The sequence below is a fragment of the Streptomyces sp. NPDC050448 genome, assembly GCF_040655295.1.
In the GTDB taxonomy this organism is placed as follows: domain Bacteria; phylum Actinomycetota; class Actinomycetes; order Streptomycetales; family Streptomycetaceae; genus Streptomyces.
This window is the reverse complement of record NZ_JBFAJR010000026.1, coordinates 16,636-39,915: the sequence shown is the minus strand read 5'-3', so window position 1 is coordinate 39,915 and position 23,280 is coordinate 16,636. Positions and strand designations below refer to the sequence as shown.

The 23,280-nt window shown below is 70.8% G+C and carries 26 protein-coding genes and 1 pseudogene; 13 read left to right on the top strand and 14 right to left on the bottom strand.

Annotated features, from left to right (window positions below):
- Positions 1-239 precede the first annotated feature (239 nt).
- Positions 240-1,457: a hypothetical protein gene (locus AB0I68_RS26790; protein WP_363179919.1), complete on the bottom strand. Its 1,218-nt coding sequence runs from the start codon at positions 1,455-1,457 to the stop codon at positions 240-242.
- Positions 1,458-1,843: 386 nt separating this feature from the next.
- Between AB0I68_RS26790 and AB0I68_RS26785 the strand changes: the two genes are divergently transcribed.
- A complete protein-coding gene (locus AB0I68_RS26785; RefSeq protein ID WP_363179918.1) occupies positions 1,844-2,308 on the top strand; it encodes an ATP-binding protein in 465 nt (154 codons plus the stop codon).
- Here AB0I68_RS26785 and AB0I68_RS26780 read toward each other — a convergent pair.
- The gene (locus tag AB0I68_RS26780; protein WP_363179917.1) at positions 2,303-2,650 is read right to left on the bottom strand and encodes an STAS domain-containing protein; all 348 of its coding nucleotides are present in this window, start codon (positions 2,648-2,650) and stop codon (positions 2,303-2,305) included. The two genes, AB0I68_RS26785 and AB0I68_RS26780, sit on opposite strands and share 6 nt — an antisense overlap.
- Before the next feature lie 356 nt (positions 2,651-3,006).
- Between AB0I68_RS26780 and AB0I68_RS26775 the strand changes: the two genes are divergently transcribed.
- From AB0I68_RS26775 to AB0I68_RS26760, 4 genes are all read left to right on the top strand, one after another.
- A complete protein-coding gene (locus AB0I68_RS26775; protein ID WP_363179971.1) occupies positions 3,007-3,804 on the top strand; it encodes a SigB/SigF/SigG family RNA polymerase sigma factor in 798 nt (265 codons plus the stop codon).
- A 9-nt stretch (positions 3,805-3,813) separates the two neighbouring features.
- Entirely contained in the window at positions 3,814-4,242 is a 429-nt protein-coding gene (locus tag AB0I68_RS26770) for an STAS domain-containing protein (RefSeq protein WP_363179916.1), read from the top strand.
- Positions 4,239-5,189: a sensor histidine kinase gene (locus tag AB0I68_RS26765; RefSeq protein ID WP_363179915.1), complete on the top strand. Its 951-nt coding sequence runs from the start codon at positions 4,239-4,241 to the stop codon at positions 5,187-5,189. The genes AB0I68_RS26770 and AB0I68_RS26765 overlap by 4 nt, the downstream gene beginning before the upstream one ends.
- 161 nt (positions 5,190-5,350) lie before the next feature.
- The gene (locus tag AB0I68_RS26760) at positions 5,351-5,815 is read left to right on the top strand and encodes an ATP-binding protein (protein WP_363179914.1); all 465 of its coding nucleotides are present in this window, start codon (positions 5,351-5,353) and stop codon (positions 5,813-5,815) included.
- Between the two features lie 238 nt (positions 5,816-6,053).
- Here the strand turns inward: AB0I68_RS26760 and AB0I68_RS26755 are convergent, their stop codons facing one another.
- From AB0I68_RS26755 to AB0I68_RS26735, 5 genes are all read right to left on the bottom strand, one after another.
- Entirely contained in the window at positions 6,054-6,467 is a 414-nt protein-coding gene (locus AB0I68_RS26755) for a VOC family protein (protein WP_363179913.1), read from the bottom strand.
- 188 nt (positions 6,468-6,655) lie between these two features.
- Entirely contained in the window at positions 6,656-7,030 is a 375-nt protein-coding gene (locus AB0I68_RS26750) for a hypothetical protein (protein WP_363179912.1), read from the bottom strand.
- Between the two features lie 511 nt (positions 7,031-7,541).
- Positions 7,542-8,096 carry a hemerythrin domain-containing protein gene (locus AB0I68_RS26745; RefSeq protein WP_363179911.1) on the bottom strand — a complete coding sequence of 185 codons (555 nt, stop codon included), beginning with the start codon at positions 8,094-8,096 and terminating at the stop codon, positions 7,542-7,544.
- 272 nt (positions 8,097-8,368) lie between these two features.
- Positions 8,369-8,860 (bottom strand): flavin reductase family protein, encoded by a 492-nt coding sequence (locus AB0I68_RS26740; RefSeq protein WP_363179910.1) that lies wholly within the window; start codon positions 8,858-8,860, stop codon positions 8,369-8,371.
- A 230-nt stretch (positions 8,861-9,090) separates the two neighbouring features.
- Positions 9,091-9,447 carry a hypothetical protein gene (locus tag AB0I68_RS26735; protein ID WP_363179909.1) on the bottom strand — a complete coding sequence of 119 codons (357 nt, stop codon included), beginning with the start codon at positions 9,445-9,447 and terminating at the stop codon, positions 9,091-9,093.
- Between the two features lie 301 nt (positions 9,448-9,748).
- Between AB0I68_RS26735 and AB0I68_RS26730 the strand changes: the two genes are divergently transcribed.
- From AB0I68_RS26730 to AB0I68_RS26715, 4 genes and pseudogenes are all read left to right on the top strand, one after another.
- On the top strand, positions 9,749-10,219 hold the full coding sequence (locus AB0I68_RS26730; protein WP_363179907.1) for a hypothetical protein: 471 nt from the start codon (positions 9,749-9,751) through the stop codon (positions 10,217-10,219).
- Positions 10,220-10,256: 37 nt separating this feature from the next.
- A pseudogene (locus AB0I68_RS26725) lies at positions 10,257-10,424 on the top strand (ergot alkaloid biosynthesis protein); the annotation flags it as partial.
- A gap of 362 nt (positions 10,425-10,786) precedes the next feature.
- Entirely contained in the window at positions 10,787-11,329 is a 543-nt protein-coding gene (locus AB0I68_RS26720) for a hypothetical protein (protein ID WP_363179906.1), read from the top strand.
- 1 nt (position 11,330) lies between these two features.
- A complete protein-coding gene (locus tag AB0I68_RS26715) occupies positions 11,331-11,828 on the top strand; it encodes a hypothetical protein (protein ID WP_363179905.1) in 498 nt (165 codons plus the stop codon).
- A gap of 40 nt (positions 11,829-11,868) precedes the next feature.
- Here the strand turns inward: AB0I68_RS26715 and AB0I68_RS26710 are convergent, their stop codons facing one another.
- A complete protein-coding gene (locus tag AB0I68_RS26710) occupies positions 11,869-12,357 on the bottom strand; it encodes an SRPBCC family protein (protein WP_363179904.1) in 489 nt (162 codons plus the stop codon).
- 433 nt (positions 12,358-12,790) lie between these two features.
- Here AB0I68_RS26710 and AB0I68_RS26705 point away from each other — a divergent pair, with 433 nt between their 5' ends.
- The gene (locus AB0I68_RS26705) at positions 12,791-13,477 is read left to right on the top strand and encodes an HAD family hydrolase (protein WP_363179903.1); all 687 of its coding nucleotides are present in this window, start codon (positions 12,791-12,793) and stop codon (positions 13,475-13,477) included.
- Between the two features lie 94 nt (positions 13,478-13,571).
- On the opposite strand, the gene AB0I68_RS26700 is transcribed toward AB0I68_RS26705, so the two are convergent.
- Both AB0I68_RS26700 and AB0I68_RS26695 read right to left on the bottom strand, forming a co-directional pair.
- A complete protein-coding gene (locus tag AB0I68_RS26700) occupies positions 13,572-14,288 on the bottom strand; it encodes a hypothetical protein (RefSeq protein WP_363179902.1) in 717 nt (238 codons plus the stop codon).
- Positions 14,289-14,431: 143 nt separating this feature from the next.
- Positions 14,432-15,214, bottom strand: coding sequence for a YhjD/YihY/BrkB family envelope integrity protein (locus tag AB0I68_RS26695; protein WP_363179901.1), 783 nt, complete (start codon positions 15,212-15,214; stop codon positions 14,432-14,434).
- Positions 15,215-16,098: 884 nt separating this feature from the next.
- Between AB0I68_RS26695 and ctaD the strand changes: the two genes are divergently transcribed.
- Together ctaD and AB0I68_RS26685 are read left to right on the top strand one after the other, a co-directional pair.
- Positions 16,099-17,772, top strand: coding sequence for a cytochrome c oxidase subunit I (gene ctaD, locus AB0I68_RS26690; RefSeq protein ID WP_363179900.1), 1,674 nt, complete (start codon positions 16,099-16,101; stop codon positions 17,770-17,772).
- Positions 17,762-18,151 carry a cytochrome c oxidase subunit 4 gene (locus tag AB0I68_RS26685; protein ID WP_363179899.1) on the top strand — a complete coding sequence of 130 codons (390 nt, stop codon included), beginning with the start codon at positions 17,762-17,764 and terminating at the stop codon, positions 18,149-18,151. The genes ctaD and AB0I68_RS26685 overlap by 11 nt, the downstream gene beginning before the upstream one ends.
- An 8-nt stretch (positions 18,152-18,159) precedes the next feature.
- On the opposite strand, the gene AB0I68_RS26680 is transcribed toward AB0I68_RS26685, so the two are convergent.
- The 3 genes from AB0I68_RS26680 to AB0I68_RS26670 all read right to left on the bottom strand — a co-directional run bounded on the left by AB0I68_RS26680 (position 18,160) and on the right by AB0I68_RS26670 (position 21,989).
- A complete protein-coding gene (locus tag AB0I68_RS26680) occupies positions 18,160-19,815 on the bottom strand; it encodes a ubiquinol-cytochrome c reductase cytochrome b subunit (RefSeq protein ID WP_363179898.1) in 1,656 nt (551 codons plus the stop codon).
- 100 nt (positions 19,816-19,915) lie between these two features.
- A complete protein-coding gene (locus AB0I68_RS26675; RefSeq protein WP_363179897.1) occupies positions 19,916-20,422 on the bottom strand; it encodes a DUF6328 family protein in 507 nt (168 codons plus the stop codon).
- 214 nt (positions 20,423-20,636) lie between these two features.
- Complete coding sequence (locus tag AB0I68_RS26670) at positions 20,637-21,989, bottom strand: DUF3533 domain-containing protein (RefSeq protein WP_363179896.1); 1,353 nt, start codon at positions 21,987-21,989, stop codon at positions 20,637-20,639.
- A gap of 133 nt (positions 21,990-22,122) precedes the next feature.
- Between AB0I68_RS26670 and AB0I68_RS26665 the strand changes: the two genes are divergently transcribed.
- Positions 22,123-22,794, top strand: a complete 672-nt coding sequence (locus AB0I68_RS26665; RefSeq protein WP_363179895.1) for a MerR family transcriptional regulator — start codon at positions 22,123-22,125, stop codon at positions 22,792-22,794.
- A 283-nt stretch (positions 22,795-23,077) separates the two neighbouring features.
- Here AB0I68_RS26665 and AB0I68_RS26660 read toward each other — a convergent pair whose 3' ends face one another.
- On the bottom strand, positions 23,078-23,260 hold the full coding sequence (locus tag AB0I68_RS26660) for a hypothetical protein (protein WP_363179894.1): 183 nt from the start codon (positions 23,258-23,260) through the stop codon (positions 23,078-23,080).
- Between the last annotated feature and the right edge of the window lie 20 nt (positions 23,261-23,280).

Here is a 23,280-nt window from a genome sequence, read left to right as displayed (position 1 = left end):
CCGCGCCGGAGCAGCACAAGCTCGTACAGGGTGATGCACTGGAGAGGCGGTCCACCGTGCACGTCACTCTTCGGCGGCAACCGCCCGGTCGGAAATCGGCCGAGGTCCGGGTCGCCATGGAGCGGCAGAAGGGAGCAACCCGGAGGAGCCCTCGGCCGGTGTGCCCGGCGCCGCGGGGAGCGTCCTGCCGGGCACCCCCCGTGGATCGGTGCCCGCTCTCCAGGCGTGGCACCCGCTGGTCAGGCGCAGTTGACGGTCACCTGGCCGCTGCCGCCGTTGCTGGAGAAGCCGATCGTGAACCGGCCGTTCGCCGGCTGCTGCTCAGCCCGACCGCCCAGCGTGATCACCTGCGAGGCATTCGCGGCGAGGGACCCGCCGCGCTGGCTGACGGTGACCCCGGCGGGCAGCTGACCGACCGACCAGGTCAGGCTGCCACCCCCGGTGTTGCGGACCACCAGGGTGTTCGGCCACCCGCCGTTCGCGCAGTACTCCTGGACGCTGGCCGGACGCAGCGTCAGCACCGGCGCGGTGGCCGGAGCAGGCGCGCTCGACTGCCTCGGCTGAGCCGGCAGCGTCGTCCGGACCGGCGAGGGGCTGCTGCCACTGCGGGCGGGCGGGTTGGAGGCGGCGGACGTCGGTGAGTCCACCTCCGCGGCAGGGGCGCTCCCGCGGGGAACGGGCGCCGGGCTGCTGCTGTCGGAGGAGACCGAAGCGGCAGGGGCGCCGGACGCGTCGGCCGACGCGGCACCGGCGGGCGGCGCCGCCGCCTGCGGCAGGGTCGTGGCCGGGTCATGGCCCAGCTGCCGGCCCACGATCACCCCGCCCACGGCAAGCACCATGACGCCGCCGATGATCAGCGCCATGGTCTTCATCTTCTTCTTGGCACGCGTCGGATGCGATTTCTTCTCCGGATGCCCGGTACGCCCGCCCTGGACGATGATGCCGTCGCCGATGGCCCGGGGGTCGTCCTGCTTAGGGCCGATCGCCCGAGGATCACCATCGCCCCCGCCGACACCACGCCCACCTTGAACGATGATCCCGCCCTGCACAATGATCCCGTCACCGCCGGGGTTGCCGATGGCCCGGGGGTCATCCTGCTTCGGGCCGATCGCCCGGGGGTCATCCTGCTTCGGACCGATGGCCCGGGGGTCATCCTGCTTCGGACCGATCGCCCGAGGATCATCCTGCTTCGGACCGATCGCCCGAGGATCATCCTGCTTCGGACCGATGGCCCGAGGATCATCCTGCTTCGGACCGATGGCCCGAGGATCATCCTGCTTCGGACCGATCGATCGCGACGAGTCGTGGGAGTCCGGAGCCTTGCGTCCTCCCTGGACGATGATGCCGTCCTGGCCCGGGGTCGGGTCGGTGAACCCTCCGTCGGCGCCCGGGGTGGTCCCCCGGGACGCGCTCGACGCCTGCTCGCCCCCGACATGGTCCGTCGCCGGCGGATCCATGCCCTCCGCGCGTGCGTGGGCCGCCGCATTGTTCTCCGGACGAGGCACGTCCGGCTCACCTCTACCGTCGCTCATGACGCGAAGTCCCCCCTTTGGCCACATGACGGGCAGTCGGAACAGGTATCGCTGCCACGGACACGGCCCATGACCACGAGGTTGCTCATACTCAGCCACTTTTCGGCCACGAGGTCCAGCCCAGTGACGTGACGACAACGTCCCGGTCTCGTACCGGATCCCGCCGGGGACACCGAAGGGTTTCGGTCAGCTCTGCGGACGCCGGCACCATGTGCGGCATCGGCGACCAGCGGCGAACCCGGAAGCCGCGGGTGCTTGCGCAATCGGCGGGTAGACGAATCGGTGACGGACGACACAACGGACGAAGTGGGGTGAGGGCGTTGACGGTCAAGGTCGTGGGCTGGGCACGCTCGTTTCCGGTCTCGAGGGGAGTGCGGGCAGCACGGCAGTGGACCGCCGGGCACCTGGAGTCGCTGCCGTGGGACAACTCGGCTGCGGACACGGTGCATTCCGTCCTCCTCAGCGTCTCCGAGCTCGTCACCAACGCCCACCTGCACGCGGCCGGCACCGCCCACCTCGTGCTGACGTGGGACGGCAGCTGCCTCCATGTGAGCGTCGCCGACTGCGACCCGCACCTGCCCGGCCCGCGGGAGGCCGACGCCGATGCCGGCGCCACTTCCGGCCGGGGGCTGGCGATCGTCACCGCCCTGGCGGACTCCTGGGACATTCACGCATGCCACGGCGGCAAGGCGATCACGGCCTGCTTCCGCCCACGCGGCGGACCCGGCCCCCACACCGGCCCACCGGCCGACCGGGGCGAGGCGCGCCGGTCATGACCCGCCGACGGCGTCTTCGACGCTCGGGTACAGGGAGAGGACGGTATCGGTGCCCGTCAGGGCGAAGAGGCGGCGGAGCTGCTCTCCGGGGGCGGCGATGCGCAGGGTGGTCAGCTGGTGCAGCCGCAGCAGCAGGTTCAGGAACGACGAGTCGCCGAAGGTGATGGAGCTGGCGTCCAGCACCACCAGGCGGTGCTGATCCGCGGCAGAGCTGAGCGCCTCCTCCAGGGGAGCCAGCGTGTCCTGGTCGAGTTCCCCGTGCGCGGCCACCACCCATCCGGCCCCGGCCGGGTAGCTGTCTCCGACCACGCCTTCGTGGTGCGCGTCCCCTGTTCCGGTCATGTCCGCCTCCCCGGATCGTCACCTGTACAGCCTCCGCAAGGGAGTATGCCTGCCCATCGACCGGACGAGGGCGCCGAGACCGCGGCACACCGCACCCGGTGGCGACACAACCACCCTGGCGGGCGCCGGACAGAAGAACGCTCTGCGCGGGCTGTGTAAGACCGAGAACTCCGGGCATGAGCGCCCGGGCAGCCGTCAGTCAATCGGGAGGGAACGGCCACATGTCTCGCTCGGCCACCGCCGTAAGCCCCATTCGTGCAACAGACGCGCAGATCACGCCCTCTGTCGTCGGCACCGGGACCGTGGGGGCCCCACCGCAGGACGTGGCACTGCCCGAGGTGAAGAACGCCCGGGAGATGGCACCTGCCGACGCACGCGAGCTTTCGAGGCTCTTCTTCGGGAGGCTTCGCACCCTGGAACAGGGCACACGCGAGTACCAGTACGCCCGCAACACCCTGATCGAGATGAACCTCTCCCTCGTGCAGTTCGCCGCGCGGCGATTCCGCGCCCGCGTGCTGGGCGGGGGGCTGGACATCGACGACATCATCCAGGTGGGAATCATCGGTCTCATCAAGGCCATCGACCGCTACGACCCCGAGCGCGAGGTCGAGTTCTCCACGCTCGCCCTCCCGTACATCACCGGTGAGATCAAGCGCTACTTCCGCGACACCACCTGGGCCGTGCACGTCCCGCGCCGTCTGCAGGAACTGCGTACGGAACTCGCCAAGGCCCAGGAGGCCCTGACCGACGTCCTGGGGCGGGCCCCGACGGTCAAGGAGGTCGCCCAGCACCTCGAACTGAGCGAGGAGCAGGTCATCGACGGGCTGGTCGCCGCGAACGGCTATGCGAGTGGTTCCCTGGACACCTCCGGCGCCGACGGCGACGAGCCGTCGACGACGAGCCGGACGGCCCGGCCGCTGGCGGACCGCCTCGGCGACGTCGACCCCGCCATGGAACTCTTCGAGGAGTTCCACACCCTCGCACCCCTGCTGGAGCAGCTGGACGAACGCGACCGGATCATGCTGCAGTTGCGCTTCGGACAGGAGAAGACCCAGGCCGAGATCGGCGCCGCACTGGGCATCTCGCAGATGCAGGTCTCGCGCCTGCTGTCCCGGACCCTGACCCGGCTGCGCGCCGGAATGCTCTCGGTGTAGGCAGCGGTCATGCCATCGGCCCGCCGACGCGACGCATCCGTCCCGCCCGCCGGCGCGCAGGCGCTCTACGACGACGCGATGTGGGCGGACGCGGTCGTGCGGTGCGCGAACGCCGGGAGGGGTACGGCGCCGGCGCTGACCGTCCAGCCGTTGCGCGACCGTCCCGGTGCCCTCCTGGGCGGCAGGTGCGACCTCGACACCCGGCCGATCCTGTCCGCGACGCTCGGCGTCCTCACCCGGATCCCCGGCCCGGTCGTCCATCTCGATCTCTCCGCCGTGACCTTCCTCGACACCGCCGCGGTCGCCGCCCTGGTGCAGGCCAACGCCACCGTTACCGGACAGGGGCGTCGCCTGCTGCTCCACCACCCGCCATACTCGCTGCGCAAGGTAGTGGAGCTGTTCCCGGACGAATGTGCCGCGCTGGAGGTCGCAGCATGATCAACCTTCCTGCGTCCACCGAACCCGGGGCCTTCGTCCACCCTGCCCTCTTCTACCAGGGGCAGGCGGAGTACCTGGCAGGAGTGGGAGGGTTCGTACGTACCGCCCTCGCGGCCGGCGAGCCGGTGCTCGTGGCCGTGCCCGGCCCGCGACTGGACGCTCTGCGCGAGGGCCTCGGCGTCGGCACGGCCCAGGTCACCTGGACGGACATGACGCAGTTGGGCCGCAATCCCGGCCGCATCCTGGCCGCCCTGCAGGATTTCGCCGACCGGTACGCCGGCCGGCCTGCCCGGATCGTGGGCGAGCCGATCTGGCCGGGGCGCTCACAGGCCGAGGTCCTGGAGGCCACGCGTCACGAGGCCCTCATCAACACCGCGTTCGCGGGGCGGCGGGCCAGCGTCCTGTGCCCGTACGACGTCCTGGGCCTGCCGGCCGCGGTGGTGTCCGATGCCCGGCGGACACATCCCACGGTGATCGAGGAGGGCAGGGACCTGCTCAGCCCGGACTATGCCGACGCCTCGTCGGTGTGCGCCGACTGCGACCGCCCGCTGCCCGAGCCCGAATACGGTGCGCCCTGGCTCGCGTACGCCCACGGGGAGCTGGGCGAGGTGCGCGCGCACACCGAGGCCTGGGCCCGCGGCACGGCCCTGAGCGCGACACGGCGGGGCGATCTCGTGCTCGCGGTCAGCGAGGCCGCCGCCAACTCCCTCTCCCACGGGGGCGGGAAGGGCTCGCTCCGGCTGTGGAGCACCAGCGGCGCCGGGGTCGTTGCCGAGATCCGCGACGGCGGCCACCTGGCCGACCCGCTGGCGGGGCGCCGCAGGCCATCGCTGACGTCGGTCAACGGAGGCCGCGGCCTGTGGATGATCCATCAGCTGTGCGACCTGGTCGAGATCCGCAGCTCGGACAGCGGTCTCACTCTGAGGTTGCACATGACAACCCCCTGAGACCGGCGTTCCCCTAGACTGTTGCGGGCATGGTCAGGTGTCCTCGGCCCCAGGGGGGCTTACGCAAGGTCCGGGACACCGGGACCGTGAACAGGCCGGGCGGGGCCGCAATGGTTCCCACGAACAGAGACCAGTGTCAACGGTGGGGGTGAGAGACCACAGTGGAAACCATCGGGCCGGGAACCGGCAATCCGCTGCGTGCCGGGCTTTCCGTCGCGCGGCAGCGCCGTCGGCTCGCCCTGTCCGGCGTCCGCGGCCAGGTGGCCAAGGGCCGCGCCTTCGCGCGCCAGGCCCTGCTGGACTGGGGCTGGGACGGGACGGCGACCGCCGAGGACGCCCTGCTCCTCGTGTCCGAGCTGCTGACCAACGCGTCACTGCACGCGGGTGGATGCATCGAACTCGTGGTCTCGGCCGGTGAGGTCCTGCGGATCGAGGTCTTCGACGGCACGACGACACTGCCCCACCGCCACCCGTCCCCACAGCGTGGCCTCCCGGGCGGCCACGGCCTCTACATCGTGGAGCGTCTCTCCGATCGCTGGGGCACCCACACCCATGAGGACGGCAAAGCCGTCTGGGCCGAGATCGAGGCATCGCGGCTGACCTCGGGCAGGTCCACAGGCCGGTGACCCGGCCGGCCCGTCCCGCGTCCCGCGGCCCGGTGTCACGAGGCCGTGGAGTGCCGCGGCACCGGCCGCGGTCCGGGCGCGGTGTCGTCGAAGGTCCGCGCGCCGGGATGCCGGCGGGAAGCCGTCAGGGCGGCATGCACGTCGGAGGAACCCGTCGCGTAGACCTCCGGGTGCCCTTGGTCCGCGCGCACACGTACGCGTCCGCCCCGCACCCCACCCCGGGTCGTACGATCCGACCTCACAGGCCTGCGAGGTCTTCCCCGACTGCGGCGAGGAGGAAGGCGTGGCCCGCCGGGTCGGTGTAGCGGCGCAGGGTGGTCCGGCTGCCCGGCCGGCTGCCGTCGTCCTCGGCGGCCACCGGGCGGGCCCCGAGGGCCACCGCCTCGCGCTCGGCCTCGTCGAGGCACTGCGCCGCCACGAGGATGTGCAGATGGGCCTGTTGGGAGCCCTCGGGGGGCGGCCAGCTCGGCGGGGCGTGGTCCGGGTCGCGGCGGACGCCGAGTACCGCGCCGGTGCGGCCGGTGACGAGGAGGAGCTCCCCGTCACCCGCGGCCGGTCCTGCCGTGGCACCGAGCAGTTCGGCGTAGAACCGTGCCAGCCGCTCGGGCTCGGCACTGTCCAGGACGAGAACGGTTGTCTTGGGTACGGTCATGCACCCCGTTTGCCCTGTGTCGGCGCGCGTACACGGTGAGTGCGCGCAGAGGGCGACGGCCCCGGCCGGCAGCGGGCCGCGGCACCGGGTCCGGCGTCCCGCACCCGCACCCGCACCCCGCCGGGATCGCGTGCTGCGGGTCCCTTGAGGGTGCCTGAGATGTGAGCCTGGCCGCCGTACTCGGTTGGTCAAGAGCGGATGCGGAGTCCGATCTCCTTCTCCTGGTCGCCCGATACGGCCCCCGCGACCTCGACGGTGAAGTACCCGGCGAGCGCGGCCTGCACTCGATCCACCGCGCGCGGGCCTCCCTGGAGGGTGACGCTGACCGTGTCCTTCAGCCGAACGGGGGCTGCCTGCCGCTCCGCCGGCTTCGCCGCGTCAAGGGTCGCTCCCCACACGGTCGCGGCCTGACCGCCTTCCGCGGCGCGACCCGCCTCGGCCTCCCCGGAAAAGGAGTGTTCGAGCAGGTCGAGGACGGTGTGTGCGTCTTCCGGAGAGCAGTTGCCGACCGTCACCCCCACTTCGGCCGCCGCGCTGCCCTTGTCCTTGTCCTGACTGCCCATCGGGTGCCACCTCTCTCGTTCCGTGCAGCTCGGTGCGGAAGCTGGAACCTGCCCGTCCTGGACATGTGGCAGGGGCCCGGCCGGGCTACGCCGCCGGCCGGGCCCCTGCCACATGCGTCGGGGTCGCCCCCCGTGGAACAGGCATCTCCACGCTCACACGGAGCGTCGCACCACGCATCATTTACCCGCCGAACGGCGCGGCGGCGGCCTGCGGCGCCGGCGCGAGGAGCAGGTGGGAGAGGGCAGGCACGCCGGCACCAAGGGCCGCCACGCCGCCCGGAAGGCCGGCTGCACTGCGCTGCACGCGGAAGGCGCATGGTGCTTGTCTCGCTCGGCCGGCCGGCCGGCCCCGGAATTCCCGGCCCGAGGTCGGATCCCGCCGGCTCACCCGCGCCGCTGCGGTCCCGGCCGGTGAGGGCCCCGCCGGGTCCGGCCGAGGAGGCGCGTGGGGATGCGCCCGCGCAGTGCGGCCCGGGGCGCGGCCGGCGGCAGCCGTCGGTTTCGACGGGGCCTACTCGCCGCGTCCGGTGGCGAAGTCCCGGGCGCGGTCGACCAGTCCGGTCCCGGCGGACAGCAGCCGGTTGTGCGGCTGTGAGGGGAGGGCGCCGGGATGGGGCCGGGTCGGCGCGAACCTTTTGGCCCGCCGCACCTTGTCACCGAGCTTGTCCAGGGCTTCCGGTGAGCATGCCTGGCGGAACCGGGGAAACAGGTTCTCCTCCTCGTCGTACACGTGCGCGGTGACCTCTGCCTTCAGTGCGGCGATCAGCCGGTCGAACTCCGGTCCCGCGGCATCCAGTCCCTCGAGGTCCTTCAGCAGCTTCTCGACGCGGGCATGGTCGGCCAGTTCCTTGTCCGCGATGAGGTCTCCGTCCGGGAAGTGCTCCCGGACCACCGGGTAGAGATATTCCTCCTCCGCCACCGAGTGCCGGACCAGTTCGATGGTCAGCTGTTCGGCCGCCTTCTGCCGCTCGCCCGCCGGGGTGGTGTGCTCGATCCTGTCGAACAGCCCGGCCACCTCGCGGTGGTCGACGGTCAGTTCGGCGATGATGTCCGCTGCGTGTCCCATGCCGTTGTTCCTTCCCGATCGGCCTCGACCGGCGGTGCGCGCCGGTCGCTGCGCGCGTACCCGGCAGGACGCGGCACTAACGAGACGGCGGGGCGGCAGCCCGGACGCGGCCGGACGCGGCCCAATGGGATGGCCTCGTGGAGCGGGCGCGGAGGGACGGGTCGATCGCCCGCTCCGAGCGGCCGATGGCGGCCCTGCGCACGGGCCGGCGCAGCCGGGTCTTCCCGTGGTGACGGCCCGGAGGGTGGTGCGGCCACCGATGGTGCGGCCGGTCAGGCGGGGTGTCCGGGGGTGATCTCCTTGACGTCGCCGTACCGGAGCAGAGCGGGCGCGGTCCGGACCGGTGGGCAGACCTCGGTGGGCGCCAAGAGGAAGCCCACGTGGTCGCCTCCATCGATCCGTGTCTCGATCCGGCCGACGAACCATGCGCGGGCGCCGGTCAGCAGAGGGATGCCGTCGGGGCTCGGCCACCAGTCGACCTGTGCGAACTTGTCCACCTGGTCGCCCGTCTCGCCGCCGAACAGCTCCGCCAGCGACCGCTGGTCCCGGTCCAGCACATGCACCGCCAGGTGCGAGGCACCGCGGGCCACGCGAAACGTGTGGTTGAGCGTGGACAGCCACACCATGAAGCGCGGCGGCCGGATCGAGCACTGCGAGGCGAAGCCCACGAGGCAGCCCGACCGCTCGCCCCCGGCCGCCACGGTGACCACGTACACGGGGCCGTCCAGAACGTCGGCGAACGCGTCGAGTTCTGTCTCCGCCACGACCGCTCCTTCCATCTGCTCCTGCCGCGTCGGGCGGGCGCCCACCCCGGTCATCGGCACCGAACCCCGGCGGCATGAGGTGCGCCGGGGAGGCCTCGGGCCGGCGGCCGGCGCATGCGGCGCTCGGGGGCGGGCAGCCGGGCCTTGAAGGGTCCTGAGGCGGCGACCGGCACCGCGGGGTGCGGGGCCGCCGACGACACGGAAGGGGTGCGCATGTCGCGCGTCGAGGCTCACGCCGCCGCTGCGTCGTGGTCGCTCGCGACGGACTGAAGTGCTTCGGGGGTCGTTCCGTACACATGCAGCCCCTGGGAGCGGAGCACACTCTGCGCTTCAGACGGGTGGCATGCCACCACGGCCAACGAGGCCCCCGTTCCCCGGCACAGACGTTCGGCGCGCAGCACGGTGCTCACTGCGGCGGCGCCCGCGGAAGACGGCAGCTCCATCACGACATTCCGAGGCCTGTAGCCGCGGAGCAGGGACTCGAACTCCGAGATGGCAGCAGCGCGACTGCCGACATCGAGGCCTTCGTGCAGCCGGACGATCAGAACGCCGCTGCCGCCGAACCGATGAGAGAGCATCACGGCCACCCCTTCCTCGCCTGCCGTGGCGATTCACCATGGAAATGCCCGCTCACCGGACTGCCACACATAATAAAGTTCACTCATTAAGGAAAATTTCCTTGGATGTGCGACCGGCAGGCACGTCGGTTGGCCGTGGCCTCGGCCTTCGTTTTGTTCCCATCCCGGCCAAGAAGCCGTCGTCACGGCAGGATGATCGGCCGGTGCGGAGCGTCGTCACGCGGCTGCTGACCTCACGTCTGTAGCCTGCCGGTCCGGCGGCGCACTCATGCACCTTCCGCGCCGGCCGCCTGACCCCATGGAGGCCTACATGACCCGTGTCCGCAGGCGCAGCCCGTCCGTGGTCGCCGTGATCGCGGCTCTCACCCTCGGTGCCACGGCATGCTCGGACGACACGACGCCCTCCGATGTCGCGTCGAAGGTGGCCTCCGCCGTGGCCTCGGTGGGAACGGATCTGAGCGCCGCGGCGGCCGAAGCCAAGAAGAAGCTCGACAGCGTGAAGGACGGAGCGGACGCGAAGAGTGACGTCCGGCTTGGAACGCCGTCCAAGGACGCCGACGGGCACATCACCGTGCCGGTCACGGTGTCCAACCAGGCCGCGGACAAAAAGTCGTTCGCGGTCCAGGTCAATTTCCGCGACACCGGAGGGAACCTCCTCGACACGGTCGTCGTGACCATCTCGGACGTCGCCCCCGGCGCAGCCGGCCAGGGCGCGGCCCGCAGCACCCGCGGCCTGTCGGGGAACGTCAAAGCCGACACGGGAACCGCCCTGCGTTACTGAACCGCGGAAGCGGGCGCTCCGCCGGTTCGGTTGCGCCGACGCCGACGGCATCGCCGCGGTCGCCGTACGCGCCCTGATCGACGGCCGCGCCCCCGACACCGACGCGGTCCTCACCGGGCCGGAAGACCTCAGCTACGACGACATCGCCACGATCGTCATCGAGGTCACCGGTCGACCGGCAATCCACCGCCATCTGCCCTACGAAGACACCTGTGCAGGAGAAGGCCACGCGAAACCACATCCCCGGACACCGGAGCTGACTGGCGTTCAGGCAGATCACACGGCAACCGCTGTCCTTGCACTCCTGATCGAAATGCCACGGGGCGCGTCTCCTGGGCGCGTCGCCGACTGCCCAGGCCCCCGGCGGCGGTGAGCAGGAGGCCGATGACGACGCCCACCTCCAACGGGGTCCGCTCACCGCATCGTCCGCCTCGTGGGAGGCGGTGTGCGGGCGTGCACTGCGAGTGCCCTGTGAGCACCCGGCGCCATGGTGCCGCCCGCGTTTGGCCGGCATCACTGTGGGCAGGCGCGCGGCAGAGGCTGATGAGGCCCGGATGGAGACGCGCCATGTCGACCAGCATGCTCATTACCGTGATCGTGATCGCAGCAGTCCTGGTGATCGCACTCGCCGTCGGCCTGTGGATGATGTCCCGCCGACGGCACTTGCAGAACAGGTTCGGGCCCGAGTACGAGCGCACGGTCGAAGCGGAAGGTGGCCGCCTCGCCGCGGAACGGGAGCTGCGTGCCCGCGAGGAGCGCCACGACGACCTTGAGATCAAGGAACTTCCGCCGGAGCGGCGCCACCAATACACGCGGGAGTGGAACGGCGTCCAGGAGCGGTTCGTGGACCGGCCGGAAGGGTCCGTAGACGAGGCCGACGAGCTCGTGACACGTCTGATGCGCGAGCGCGGTTACCCCACCGAAGGGTACAGCGGGCAGCTGCGCGACCTGTCGGTGGAACACGGACGCACATTGCAGCACTACCGCGCCGCTCACGACGTCAAGGTACGCAGCGGCGCGGGACAGACGACGACGGAGGAGCTCCGCGGAGCGATGGTGCACTACCGCTCGCTGTTCGAGGAGCTGCTCAGCGACCAGAGGAGCCGGTGACATGCAGAACCACGGAGACCGGGACGATCGGACCGACGATGTCGGACTGACGACCGAGGACATCGCCCATCCGCAAGCGGGTCCGCCCGCACCGTCCACCCGTGAGGACGAGGAGCGGCAGGTACCTGTGTACCCCGGTGAGGCCACCGCGGGCACGCAGGACGACGCGGGGGCGCCGGGGCCGGCGACGACGGAGCCCGGGAGCGACCAGGAACAGGTCCCGGCGGCGGACGAGCCACTGCTCGGCGCCGAGGACGCGGAGGGCTACCGCAAGACGTGGAGCGACATCCAAGGCAGGTTCGTGGACGACCCGCAGGACGCGGTCAGGTCTGCCGACGCTCTGGTGGCCGAGGTGATGCAAGCACTCGCCCAGACCTTCTCCTCCCGCAAGCAGGGGCTGGAGGGGCAGTGGGACCAGGGCGAGCAGGTCGCCACGGAGGAGCTACGGTTGGCACTGCAGCAGTACCGGTCCTTCTTCAACCGCCTGCTCAATACCTGAGGCTGTTGACCACCACGGCGTCCGCCATGGTCGGCTCCTCTCACAGCGCGGCGGGATCCGCCGTGCCGGTCCGGGCGTTACTGCCGGCACGGCTGCCGTACTGCCTCTCGACGAGTTCGGACAGACGAGTCAGCATCTTGCGGTGGCGCAGCTGCAGCAGCGCGTCGAGAGCCGTGTTGTGCAGGGTGGCCCCCGTTCCTCGCAGCGGGTGCTCGTCGAGGACGACGAGGGTGTGAGCGCCCCAGGACTTGAGCTCGATGGCGATCCTCGCCGTGCCGAGGCGACCGCTGTCCGCCTCGAGCTCAAGAGTTTTCAGCGGCTCCACCGCACGCACCGTCGTCGTTCCGGAACCGGTCCAGGGTCCGAAGCGCACGGTGTACGCGATCCGGGCCCCGTTCTGCGGCCAGATCTCGTCTTGCGGTCGGGACGCGGACGGTCCCACGACCCATTCGCCGTAAAGTCGCGGCTCGGCGAGAACCGCCCACACATCGGAGGGAGGCCTTTCGATGAGTTGGTGATGTACAGCCATCGGTACTCCTGATCGGATCGTCCTTGCGGCTCCTGCTCTCCAGCGGTGGCTTCTCCATCGGAGGACCTCACGCCAGGGCAGCGGCAGAGGCCAGAGTCCCGGAAGGCCGCGCCTCCCACTCTGGTCCACTTCCAGTGGTACCGCGACTGGTGATCGCCCACGGACGCGCCCGGCCCGGGCCGTGCGCCGTCTGCGGAGGGCCTCGGTATCAGGAGGGCAGCCTCGGCGCGGATGCCACCACCCTGCTCGACGGACGCCTCGCAGGCGCCCTCGTCGCCGCTTGGTGCCAGGGCGATTCAGCTTTGACCATGCGCCCACGGGCGCAGCCGTATACGAGCCAGCGCGCCCGCATGGGGTGCGTGTCACCGAGGCCGGCGCCACACTTTGTCGAAGGGCGCTCGCGCCGCCCCCGACGGTCCCAGCGAGGAGGTACATGAACCGGGCCGCACTGTTCGACGTGGACGGCACTCTGGTCGACACCAATCACCTGCATGTCACGTCCTGGTGGGAAGCGCTGCGCCAAGCAGGACACGACGTACCGATGCACGCCATCCACCGTGCTCTCGGCCTGCCTGCCGAGGACCTGCTGTCCCACCTCCTCGGCAACAGCCGGGACAACGACCAGGACGAGGCGCTGAGCACCGCCCACGACACCCTGTACGCGACGTACTTCGAGCGGCTGCCCCGGCTGCGAGCCGCCGACACTCTGCTGCGCACGCTGAGCCGCCGGGGCTGGCGCGTCGTGCTGGTCACCTCGGCCGGCGGCGGCGAGCTCGACGCCCTGACGAAGGCAATCGGGGCGGATGACGCCATCACCGCAGCCGCCAGCGCTGACGACGTGGAACGGGGAAAGCCCGCCGCGGACCCCATCCACCACGCGCTGGAGCTGGCGGGCTCTCCCGCGCACGGCTCCGTCTTCGTCGGCGACAGCGTGTGGGACATGAAGGCCGGCACTCGGGCCGAAGTGACGTGCGTAGGCCTTCTCAGCGGCGGAATCTCCCGTCACGACCTCGAGGCGGCCGGCGCCGGCTCGGTGTACGGGGATCCGGCAGACCTGCTCGACCACCTCGACCGGAGCCCCTTCTCCGTCCCCTCGACCGGATCGGCCGCCCAACCCTAAACGCCCGTCGGCAGCCGGCCCGCCGAAGGCGGAGCGCCCTGGGGCGGGCCCATGGAGTGCCGCGGCCTGCCACACGGGCGAGCTGCGAGGTCGGCTAGTGCAGGATGCTCACCGCGCGGGCGATGACGAGGAGCGAGGTCAGCAGCGCGGAGACGCTCTGGATGCTCATCAGCAGCTTGGCGCGCGTGGACAGCGGCATGGTGTCGGTCGGGCTGAAGGCGGTCGAGTTGGTGACGGACACGTACAGGTAGTCCGGCAGGCTGGGAACCCAGTCGGATGATCCGCTCGATCCGTCCGCGACCTCGCCGACCGCGTCGTCGTTCTCGTCCTGGGAGAACCGGAAGTCCGCCAGCGGAATCTGGTCGCGCGGGAGCTGCGTACGGCTGACCGGGCCGCCGCGGTCGAGTTCCCAGTAGGCCAGGCCGAAGGCGATGACATTGGTCAGCCAGACCTGGAGCGCCGCCACGAGCAGGGAGCGCCCGTCCGCGACCTGGGCATTGAGCAGCTCGTGGACGAGGATGCCGAGGGCCACGAGGTTGCTGGCCACGATCAGCAGGACGAGTGCCAGCGAGAGGATCCGGAAGGTCTTGGTCTGGCGGGTCAGGCGTCGTGGATTGATCGCGATCAGAGGCAGGAGGAGCAATACCTCCAGGGCGGGCAGCACGTAGCGGGGCGCGACGAGCAGTTGCTGGGGCAGCGCCAGGTAGAGGGTGATCGCGGCCAGTGTCGCGATCACCGGGGGCACCCGCGCTTCACCGCGCCGTTCGTGCCGGGGGTGCATGGCCGGGGCATCGGCTCGTGTTCGCGACATGGTTCAGTATCTCCTCACCCGCAACCCCAGGCGCAGAGTACGGCTGTCCCTCCTGACCTGAGCGGGCGCGGTTCGGTCGTGCCCCCGGCGGACTCCCGGCCCGCGCACGCCTGGGAGCACGCGGGGTGGGGGAGATCCGGGCCTCATTCGCGCGGTTTCAGAGCATGTGCCACGCGGGGGAACTCGTCTTGGAGCACCCGGCCGGCGAGCGCACCGCCGAACACGACGACGCCCACGCCGACCAGCCAGGACTGGATGACGAGGACGGTACCGAACGGGCCGTAAGTGACGGCGCTTGACGCGATCAGAGGTGAGAACACGAGCCACGAGAAGACCCGGAGACCGAGCAGCCCGAGCGTGGTGGCCACCGCACCGGGCAACAGCTCACGCCAAGCCACCCGGCCGCCGAGCAGCATCCGCTGGGACCACCAGAAGAACAGGGTGGCGCCCAACACCGTAGTGACACCGCCACCCGGGGAGTCGCGCCACAGCCGTGTGAACGCGGCCAGGAACAGGACCCCCACGAGGCCGGCGAGCCACACCACATGCCGCCAACCGGCCCACCAGCGGGCCGGGGGCAGATCCCAGACCTTCTCGTAGCCGCTCTGCACCGCCGCACCGAACGAGAGACCGAAAACTGCCAATACGGCGAGGCCGAACGCCGTAGTGGTCCGCCACGCCTGTCCTGGCACTGCGAACAGCCGCTCGAGCTCTTCCCTGGAGGCGGTCGATACGCCGAGACCGTCCCCCAGCCACTGCGCGAACCCCTGCCCGCTCGCCGTATCGGCGGCCGACACAACGATCAGCAACGGCACCAGCGTCAGGAACCCCAGAGCGGCGAATCCAAGCGAACGCTGCCACACATCAACACCGCGGCCCCACCCCCACCGGCGGCCCGCTCGTGCACGGCGGATCACTCGCCGCAACCGCCCGAACAGAGATATCCGGTCCGCGGCACCTGGTGGGTCGCTCTCGCTAAGGGGCACTGCGTCGCGCCCCCAGACCTGAAGTCCCGGTTTGCTGCCGTGCTGAAGTGCCGTGCTCGGCGGATGTGCGCCGGCGGGCCCCGCAGAACGGGTGGAGGCCGGGCCGCCGCGGCCCCGCCACCGCCGCGCCCTCTTCGCACACCGCACCCCCGGCGGTGCCCGACACCACGGCGACCCTCCGCGTGGGCGTCCTCGTCTCCCCCGTCAGGAGACTCACCTCGAACTTCCACATCCCACTACGCACCACCATCAGCATGGCACCGAGCACGCCGAGGACCACGCGCCTCGTCGGCCGTCTCAGCACGCTCGCGGTGTACTCCGTCGACGCCTCATCGCTGGGCCGGCCTTCGGACGCCGGGCCGACCAGCGCGCGTTCGCCGTTGTACGCCCCGTGCTCGGAGGTCCGGCGACCACGGCACGGCGCATTCCCGATGCTGCCCGCCGTCTATCCACGGTAGGACCGTCTCATACGGAAAGCCACCGCCGGGCACCCCCTAGAGCTCAGGCTGATCTCCCCGGCGAAAATCGAGGGCGTCGACGCGGTCGGGTGAAGCGGCGGCGGAGACCATGCCGCGGCATGAACGGAACACACCGCCGGTCGCCACCCTCCGGCTGTTCCGGATCGGTTGCGGGGTAGCCGTCCACGGGACCCCGCTGCACACGCACCGGAGCCGGTCGCGGAGCCGACCGGACGCACCCGGCCCGGGTCACACGACGGGCGTCATCGGCGCGCCGCCGGTTCGCGGGACGCCGCAGGCTGTAGGGGAAGAGGTACAACCACGGCGGCTGCGGTTCTCGATGCGGCAAGGCTCTCAGGAGGACGGATGACGTCGGTGGACCGCTCACCGCAAGAAGCCCCGCCCGACGGCCCGTCCGCCCGGCGGACCGAGCGACGGGCCGGCCAGGGCGCGGCCGCGCTGCGGTGGCTGTCGACCACCGATCACAAGGTGATCGGCAATCTCTATCTGGTGACCGCCTTCGGCTTCTTCCTCTTCGCCGGTGTGCTGGCGATGCTCATGCGGGCCGAACTCGCACGCCCGGGCATGCAGTTCCTTTCGAACCAGCAGTACAACGAAGTGTTCACCATCCACGGCACGATCATGATGCTGCTGTTCGCCACCCCGACCTTCACCGGTTTCGCCAACGCGGTCATGCCGTTGCAGATCGGGGCCCCGGACGTCGCGTTTCCGCGCATGAATGCCTTCACCTACTGGGTGTACCTCTTCGGCGGCATCATGGTCGTCTCCGGATTCCTGACCACGGACGGTGCGGCGTCCTTCGGGTGGTTCGCTTACGCCCCCCTGAACGGGCCCGTGCACTCCCCCGGCGCGGGCGCCGACCTGTGGGTCATGGGCCTCGCGGTCGCCGGTCTGAGCACGATTTTGGGATCGGTGAACTTCATCACCACGGTCATCTGCCTGCGCGCGCCCGGAATGACCTTGTTCCGCATGCCGATCTTCACCTGGAACGTGCTGTTCACCTCCATTCTGGCGCTCCTGGCCTTTCCCGTCCTCACGGCCGCCCTGCTGGTTCTGGAGGCGGACCGGAAATTCGGCGCCCAGGTCTTCGACTCGGCCAATGGAGGCGCGCTGCTGTGGCAGCACCTCTTCTGGTTCTTCGGGCACCCGGAGGTCTACATCGTCGCGCTGCCGTTCTTCGGGATCGTGAGCGAGATCCTCCCCGTCTTCAGCCGGAAGCCGATGTTCGGCTACGTGTCCCTGATCGGGGCCACGATCGCCATCACCGGCCTGTCCGCCACGGTGTGGGCGCACCACATGTTCGCGACCGGCGCCGTCCTGCTGCCCTTCTTCTCCCTCCTGTCCTTCCTGATCGCCGTACCGACGGGCGTGAAGTTCTTCAACTGGATCGGGACGATGTGGAAGGGGTCGCTCTCCTTCGAGACGCCGATGCTGTGGTCGATCGGCTTCCTCGTCACGTTCCTGCTGGGCGGCCTGACAGGCGTCATGGTGGCCTCGCCGCCGTTGGACTTCCACCTGACGGACAGCTATTTCGTCGTCGCCCACCTGCATTACGTGCTCTTCGGCACGATCGTCTTCGCCACGTTCGCGGGCTTCTACTTCTGGTGGCCCAAGCTCACCGGCCGGATACTGGACGAACGGCTGGGAAAGATCCACTTCTGGACGCTTTTCGTCGGCTTCCAGACCACCTTCCTCGTCCAGAACTGGCTCGGCGAGGCGGGCATGCCCCGCCGGTACGCCAACTACCTTGCGAGCGACGGTTTCACGGTGCTCAACACCGTCTCCAGCGTCGGGGCCTTCCTGCTCGGCCTGTCCACGCTGCCGTTCCTCTACAACGTGTGGACGACCCACCGCCACGCCGAGCGGATCACCGTCGACGACCCCTGGGGCTGGGGCCGCTCCCTGGAATGGGCCACCAGCTGCCCGCCGCCCCGGCACAACTTCCACGCCCTGCCCCGGATCCGCTCCGAATCCCCCGCGTTCGACCTGCACTACCCGGAGGTGCCCCGTGAAGGGTGAAGCCTGGCTCTTCACCGGCGTAGCCCTGTTCTTCGGGGCCACCACCGTCGTCTACCGCTGGTTCTCGCGGGACCCGGCCGGAAGCTCCGCACTGTGTGTGTCCTTCATCATGTCGAGCCTGGTCGCCGCCTTCCTGTGGCGGCAGTTCCGGCGCGGCGGGGAGCGGCCGGAGGACCGCGAAGCGGCGGAGGTACAGGAAGCCGGCGGCCGTCGCGGCTTCTTCCCTGCCCGTAGCCACTCTCCGGTCCTCGCGGCCGCCGGGAGCGCGCTGATCGCCCTGGGCGTGGTGGAGGGCCTGTGGCTGTGCCTCATCGGCTTCGGCGTTCTGCTGCCCGGAATCCTGGGGTTCGCCTTCCAGAACCTCGGCCACCCGGAGTAGCCCTCGGCTCAGTCGTCCTGCGCAGACGGCTGCCGGTCCGGTCCCGCGGTGAGGGCTGCGGCCTTCCGGCGCTGCTCGGCGGTCAAGGGGTAGGGAACACGGTCCTCGTGGTACCAGGCGCTGAGCGCCGTTCGTACCCGGTGCAGCAGGCGCGGCAGCGCGCCGCCGGCCGGTCCTCCGGCGGGCTCCAAGGGCCGCGGCAGGTCCCGGACGAGCATGACGTACTGCTCGGCGGGGGGCACGGGCCGGTGCTCCGGGTGGAAGCCGCCGTCGACGCTCTGGTGCACCAGACCGGACGCGTCGCCCTCGGTCAGCAGCTCGCGCTCACGGGCCTGCAGACCCAGGCAGACGCGTCTGGTCAGCCAGAACGCCGCCACGGGTACGGCGAAGAACCCGGCGCGCAGCACCCATGTCACCGCGCTCACGGGCAGGTCGAAGATGAAGGCGATGATGTCCTGGGCGCCGGCGGCCAGCAGCACGGCGTAGCAGGAGAGGGCCGCCACGCCCAGACCCGTACGGACGGGCCGGTCACGCGGCCGGTCGCAGAGGTGCCTCTCCCCCGTTTCGCCGGTGGCCCAGCGTTCGAAGAAGGGGTAGGCATAGAGGATCGTGAAGAGCAGCCCGGGCAGGAGGACGCCCGCCACGAGGGGATTCCACGTCAGGGTGTGGCCCCACGCACGCGTCTCCACCGCGGGCATCAGCCGCAGGGCTCCCTCGAGGAATCCGATGTACCAGTCGGGCTGGGATCCGGTGGAGACCACGTCGGGGCGGTAGGGGCCGTACGCCCAGATGGGATTGATCTGTGCCACCGCCCCCAGGGCGGCGAGCAGACCGAAGACCATGAAGAACAGGCCGCCGGATTTGGCCGTGTACTGGGGGAAGAGCGCCAGGCCGACGGCGTTGCGCCCCGTCCTGCCGGGGCCCGGCCACTGGGTGTGCTTCAGGACGAAGACGAGCAGCAGGTGGAGCGTGATCAGGCCCAGGAGCAGGCCGGGGACCAGCAGGATGTGCACCGGATAGAGCCGGGACACGATGTCGTCACCCGGGAATTCCCCGCCGAAGGCGAGCATGCTTGCATATGTGCCCACGAGCGGGATCGACAGCATGACCCCCTGTGCGATCCGCAGCCCGGTGCCGGAGAGCAGGTCGTCGGGGAGCGAATATCCGGCGAACCCCTCCAGTAGGGCCAGCATGAACATGGTCACGCCCACGGTCCAGTTGGCCTCGCGGGGGCGGCGGAAGGCGCCGGTGAAGAACACGCGCAGCATGTGCACCCCGATGGCGGAGAGGAAGAGGAGCGCCGCCCAGTGGTGGATCTGGCGGATCAGCAGCCCGCCCCGTACGTCGAAACTGATCTGCACCGTGGACAGGTACGCCCGCGACATGAGCACGCCGCGCAGCGGCCCGTAGGAACCCTCGTACGACGCCACGTCCATCGACGGATCGAAGAACAGGGTCAGGAACACGCCGGTGAGCAGCAGCACGAGGAAGCTGTAGAGCGCGAACTCGCCCAGAAGGAAGGACCAGTGGTCGGGAAATGCCTTGCGCAGCACCGACCGGACCGCTTCAGCGAGCGGGACCCTCGCGTCCAGCTCTTCGGCGCCCTTGACCGCCGCGCACCGCGCCTTCTCCTTCAGCCGCGCTTTCCGCTTCGACCCCAGCACCTGCTCAATCTAGTCATGCTGCCCTCGGCCACGGCACAACGCACGTGGCACCTCTCCTCGGCTTCACCCGGGCGGCCCCCGGGGTGAAGCCGAGAAGGCGTCACTTCTTCCGGGTGCGTTTGCCGTGCAGGAGCAGCAGGGCGGCCGGCAGCACCAGCCAGCAGATCACGAACCAGAGGGCCACACAGGCCGTCAGCAGCCAGGCGACCGGCGGCGCGGCGGCGACCCGCAGCAGGAGCAGCACGGCGGAGGAGACCGTCAGCGCGAGCAGCACGAAGCCGACGGAGACCAGGTGGCCCGCCGCGTCGACCAGCTGTGGCTTGAGGTGGTGCCCGGCCAGGAATCGGTGGTACGCGACCGGGGCCATGAGCGTCCCGGTCGCCAGCGCACCGAGCACGACGGTGACGACGTAGAGCGCACGGTCGAAGAGCCCGAGGCCGGCGAAGCGCGGGGTGAAGGCAACGCTCAACAGGAAGCCGAAGAGGATCTGCGCCCCTGTCTGGGCGACCCGGACCTCCTGGAGCGTCTCGTTCCACCGGCGGTCGGCACGCTCGGCCGCCGTCTCGTTCCGGCCCTGGTCCGGGTCGTGGTCCACATCCCCTGCCATGCGACAGCCCTCTGTCCTCAGCCTGTGAAAGGCTTCTGCCCGGTGTCCCGACCGGCAATCCCGGGGCATCCCCTGGGTCGGGGCGTGGCCCCGCGGTCTCCACAGATCGCCGAGGGGGTGGCGAGTCGGCGAACGGGAAACGGACCGCCGCGCCCGTTGCCCTGTGGAGGGCGGGGGGCGGCGGTCCGTTCGGCATCCGGATGCGGCGACCGTCTCAGGCCGTGGCGGGTGCAGAGGGTGCGGCCGACGTACCAGGCGCGGGGCTCACGGGGGCCCCGTCCTCCGCCTCGCCATCGGGCCGCGGGATGCGGTGCAGGCCCTTGCGGTCGTAGATGCGGGCGACGGTGAAACCGAAGAGCAGCGCGGCCACCAGGGCGACGCCCATCGAGATCCAGGCGCGGGCCAGGCCCGCATCGGCCTGGGCCCCGTAGTAGAGCAGGGAGCGCATGCCCCCGGTGATCTGGCGCAGGGGCTCGAATGCGGCGAGGCCGTGGAAGAACCCGGGCAGCGCCTGGAGGGGCACGGTGGCGCCGGAGGAGGGGACGGCCATCGCGATGAAGACGATGGTGGCCAGCAGCATGCCAGGCGTGCCGAAGGCGGCGAAGAGGGCCAGGCCGCCGATGCCGACGACCGCGATCGTCGCGACCGAGTAGAGCCACAGCAGGCCGAGGTGGGATGCGTCCATGTCGAGAATGCCGACGGTGGCGACCTCGACCAGGGTGCCCATGACCACGGAAAGACCGAGCATGAGGGCCATGCCGATGGCGAGCGTGCGGACGCGGCTGGTGTGCTGGACCGGTTCGCGCTTGCGGACGGGGCCGAAGTCGGCGTGCAGGTAGCCGAGCGCGGTGTCGACCTGGGAATTGACCAGGTTGGCGCCGAGCATGCCGCAGACGACCAGGACCAGTGCGTAGTAGAAGGCGCTCAGGCCCATGGCGCTGCGGGAGCCGACGGGGTGGCCGTCGGCGACGGTCACGGTCACCGGGTCGGCCAGTTTGAGCTGGGCGGCCGGCGGGAGCGGGGTCTGCTGCGCGCCGGCCCGCTTCAGGAGTTCCTGGCCGAGCTGGGCGGAGGCGGCGTGGGCGGCCTTCTGGGCGGCCTGCGAGGACATGGAGGAGCCGATGCTGCCGGCGCCCTGATTGGTCAGGACGGTCAGGGTCGGCGGGATGGCCTTGCCCTGCGCTGCGGGCTGTGCGGCGGTGAGCCCGGTCACCGAGGCGGTGAACTCCTTGGGGATGACCAGGGCGCCGAAGACCTTGCCCTGGCCCAGCCGCTTGTCGGCCTCTGCTCGACTGACGACCTGCCAGTCGATGCTCTTGTCGCCCTCGGCGGCCTTCCGGATGCCCGAGACGACCTGCTCGCCCAGGTTGACGCGACGGCCGCCCACGTCGGCGCCGCCGTCGCCGTTGACCAGGGCCACGGGCAGGTCGCGCAGGTTGCCCTTGGGATTGACGTTTCCGCCGACGTAGAGCAGGGCGAACACCATCGACACCATGGCGGCGATGAGTCCCGTCCCGATCCACAGCTTGGGTCGGCGGAGCACGGAGGGGGGCGTGGGGTGAGGCATCGACTCTCCGGTGCGGCTGCGTTCCAGTAGCTGGATAGTGAAGGTATCCAGCTACTGGATAGTGGCAGTATCTTGTTCTGGTGTCCAATCGCCGATGACGGATACCGGGCCGCGTGACCAGCAGGGAAGCCGTATGAAGATCTCGGAGCTCAGCCGGCAGACCGGCGTGCCGGTCGCCAGCATCAAGTACTTCCGGCGGCAGGGGCTGTTGCCCGCGGGCCTGGCGACGGCGGCGACCCTGGCCGAGTACGGGGAGGAGCACGCGGACCGGCTGCGGCTGATCAAGGCGCTGACGACGCTCGGCGGCCTGTCGATCGCCGCCACCCGTGACGTGCTCGGAGCCATCGACGAGGCCCGCACCTCCGAGGGCGCGCTCGGAGCGGTCAGCTACTCCCTCCCGGTGCCGGTGGCGGCCCAGCCCGCCGAAGGCCCCGAGGAGGAGGCCGAGGCCGACGCGGCCGCCGGCGCCGAGGTGTCGGAGCTGCTCACGGCCCTGGACTGGCAGGCGCCCGGCACCTCGCCGCACGTACAGGGGCTGACCGCCGCTCTGAAGGAACTGCGGCGGCTGGACGCGCCGTACGCCCCGGGCGAGCTGGCCGCCTACGCGCGGCTGGCCGAATCGGTGGCCCGGCTGGACCTGGGGCGCGCGGCCGGAATCGACGACCCGGTGGCCTTGGCCGAGCGGGCCGTCATCGTCTTCGCGATCTGCGCCCCGGTCTTCGAGCTGCTACGGCGCCTCGCGCAGGAGGACCAGGTCCGCCGCCGCATCGCGACCACCGGCACCGAGCCCGCCGAACCGTCCTGAGCGCCCTCGCCCGCCGCCGGTGGTGCCGTCAGCCGCGGCCCTGGACCGGCTGACCGGCGCGGCGGCCGCCTTCTCGGCACACCGAGCCGCACCCGCGCCACCCGGCGTACGGACGGTGCACGCAAGCCGAGTACGCGGCCCTCCACGGCCTCCACGTCCCCGAACACCTGCCCGACTACCGGGACGTCGCCAGCCGCTGCCCTGACCGGCGCTGACGGGGCACGCCGGCGGCCCCGCGGGCCGGGACGGCCGCGGGCGGGGCCGCACCAGGCCGAGCCCGTGATCACGGTGAGCAGCAGTGCCTGCAGGCCATGGCCCGCGAATCCGGGGTGCGTGGCCTGGATCTCGCCGTAGAGCAGGCCGCCGAGGGCAGCAGCAGCGCCTTGACGGTCAGCCGTCGGCCACGCAGTTGCAGCAGCACCACGGCGACGAGAGCGATATCGATCAGCCAGTCCTTGAGGCTCATGGCGCCATGCTCGGCTCGCG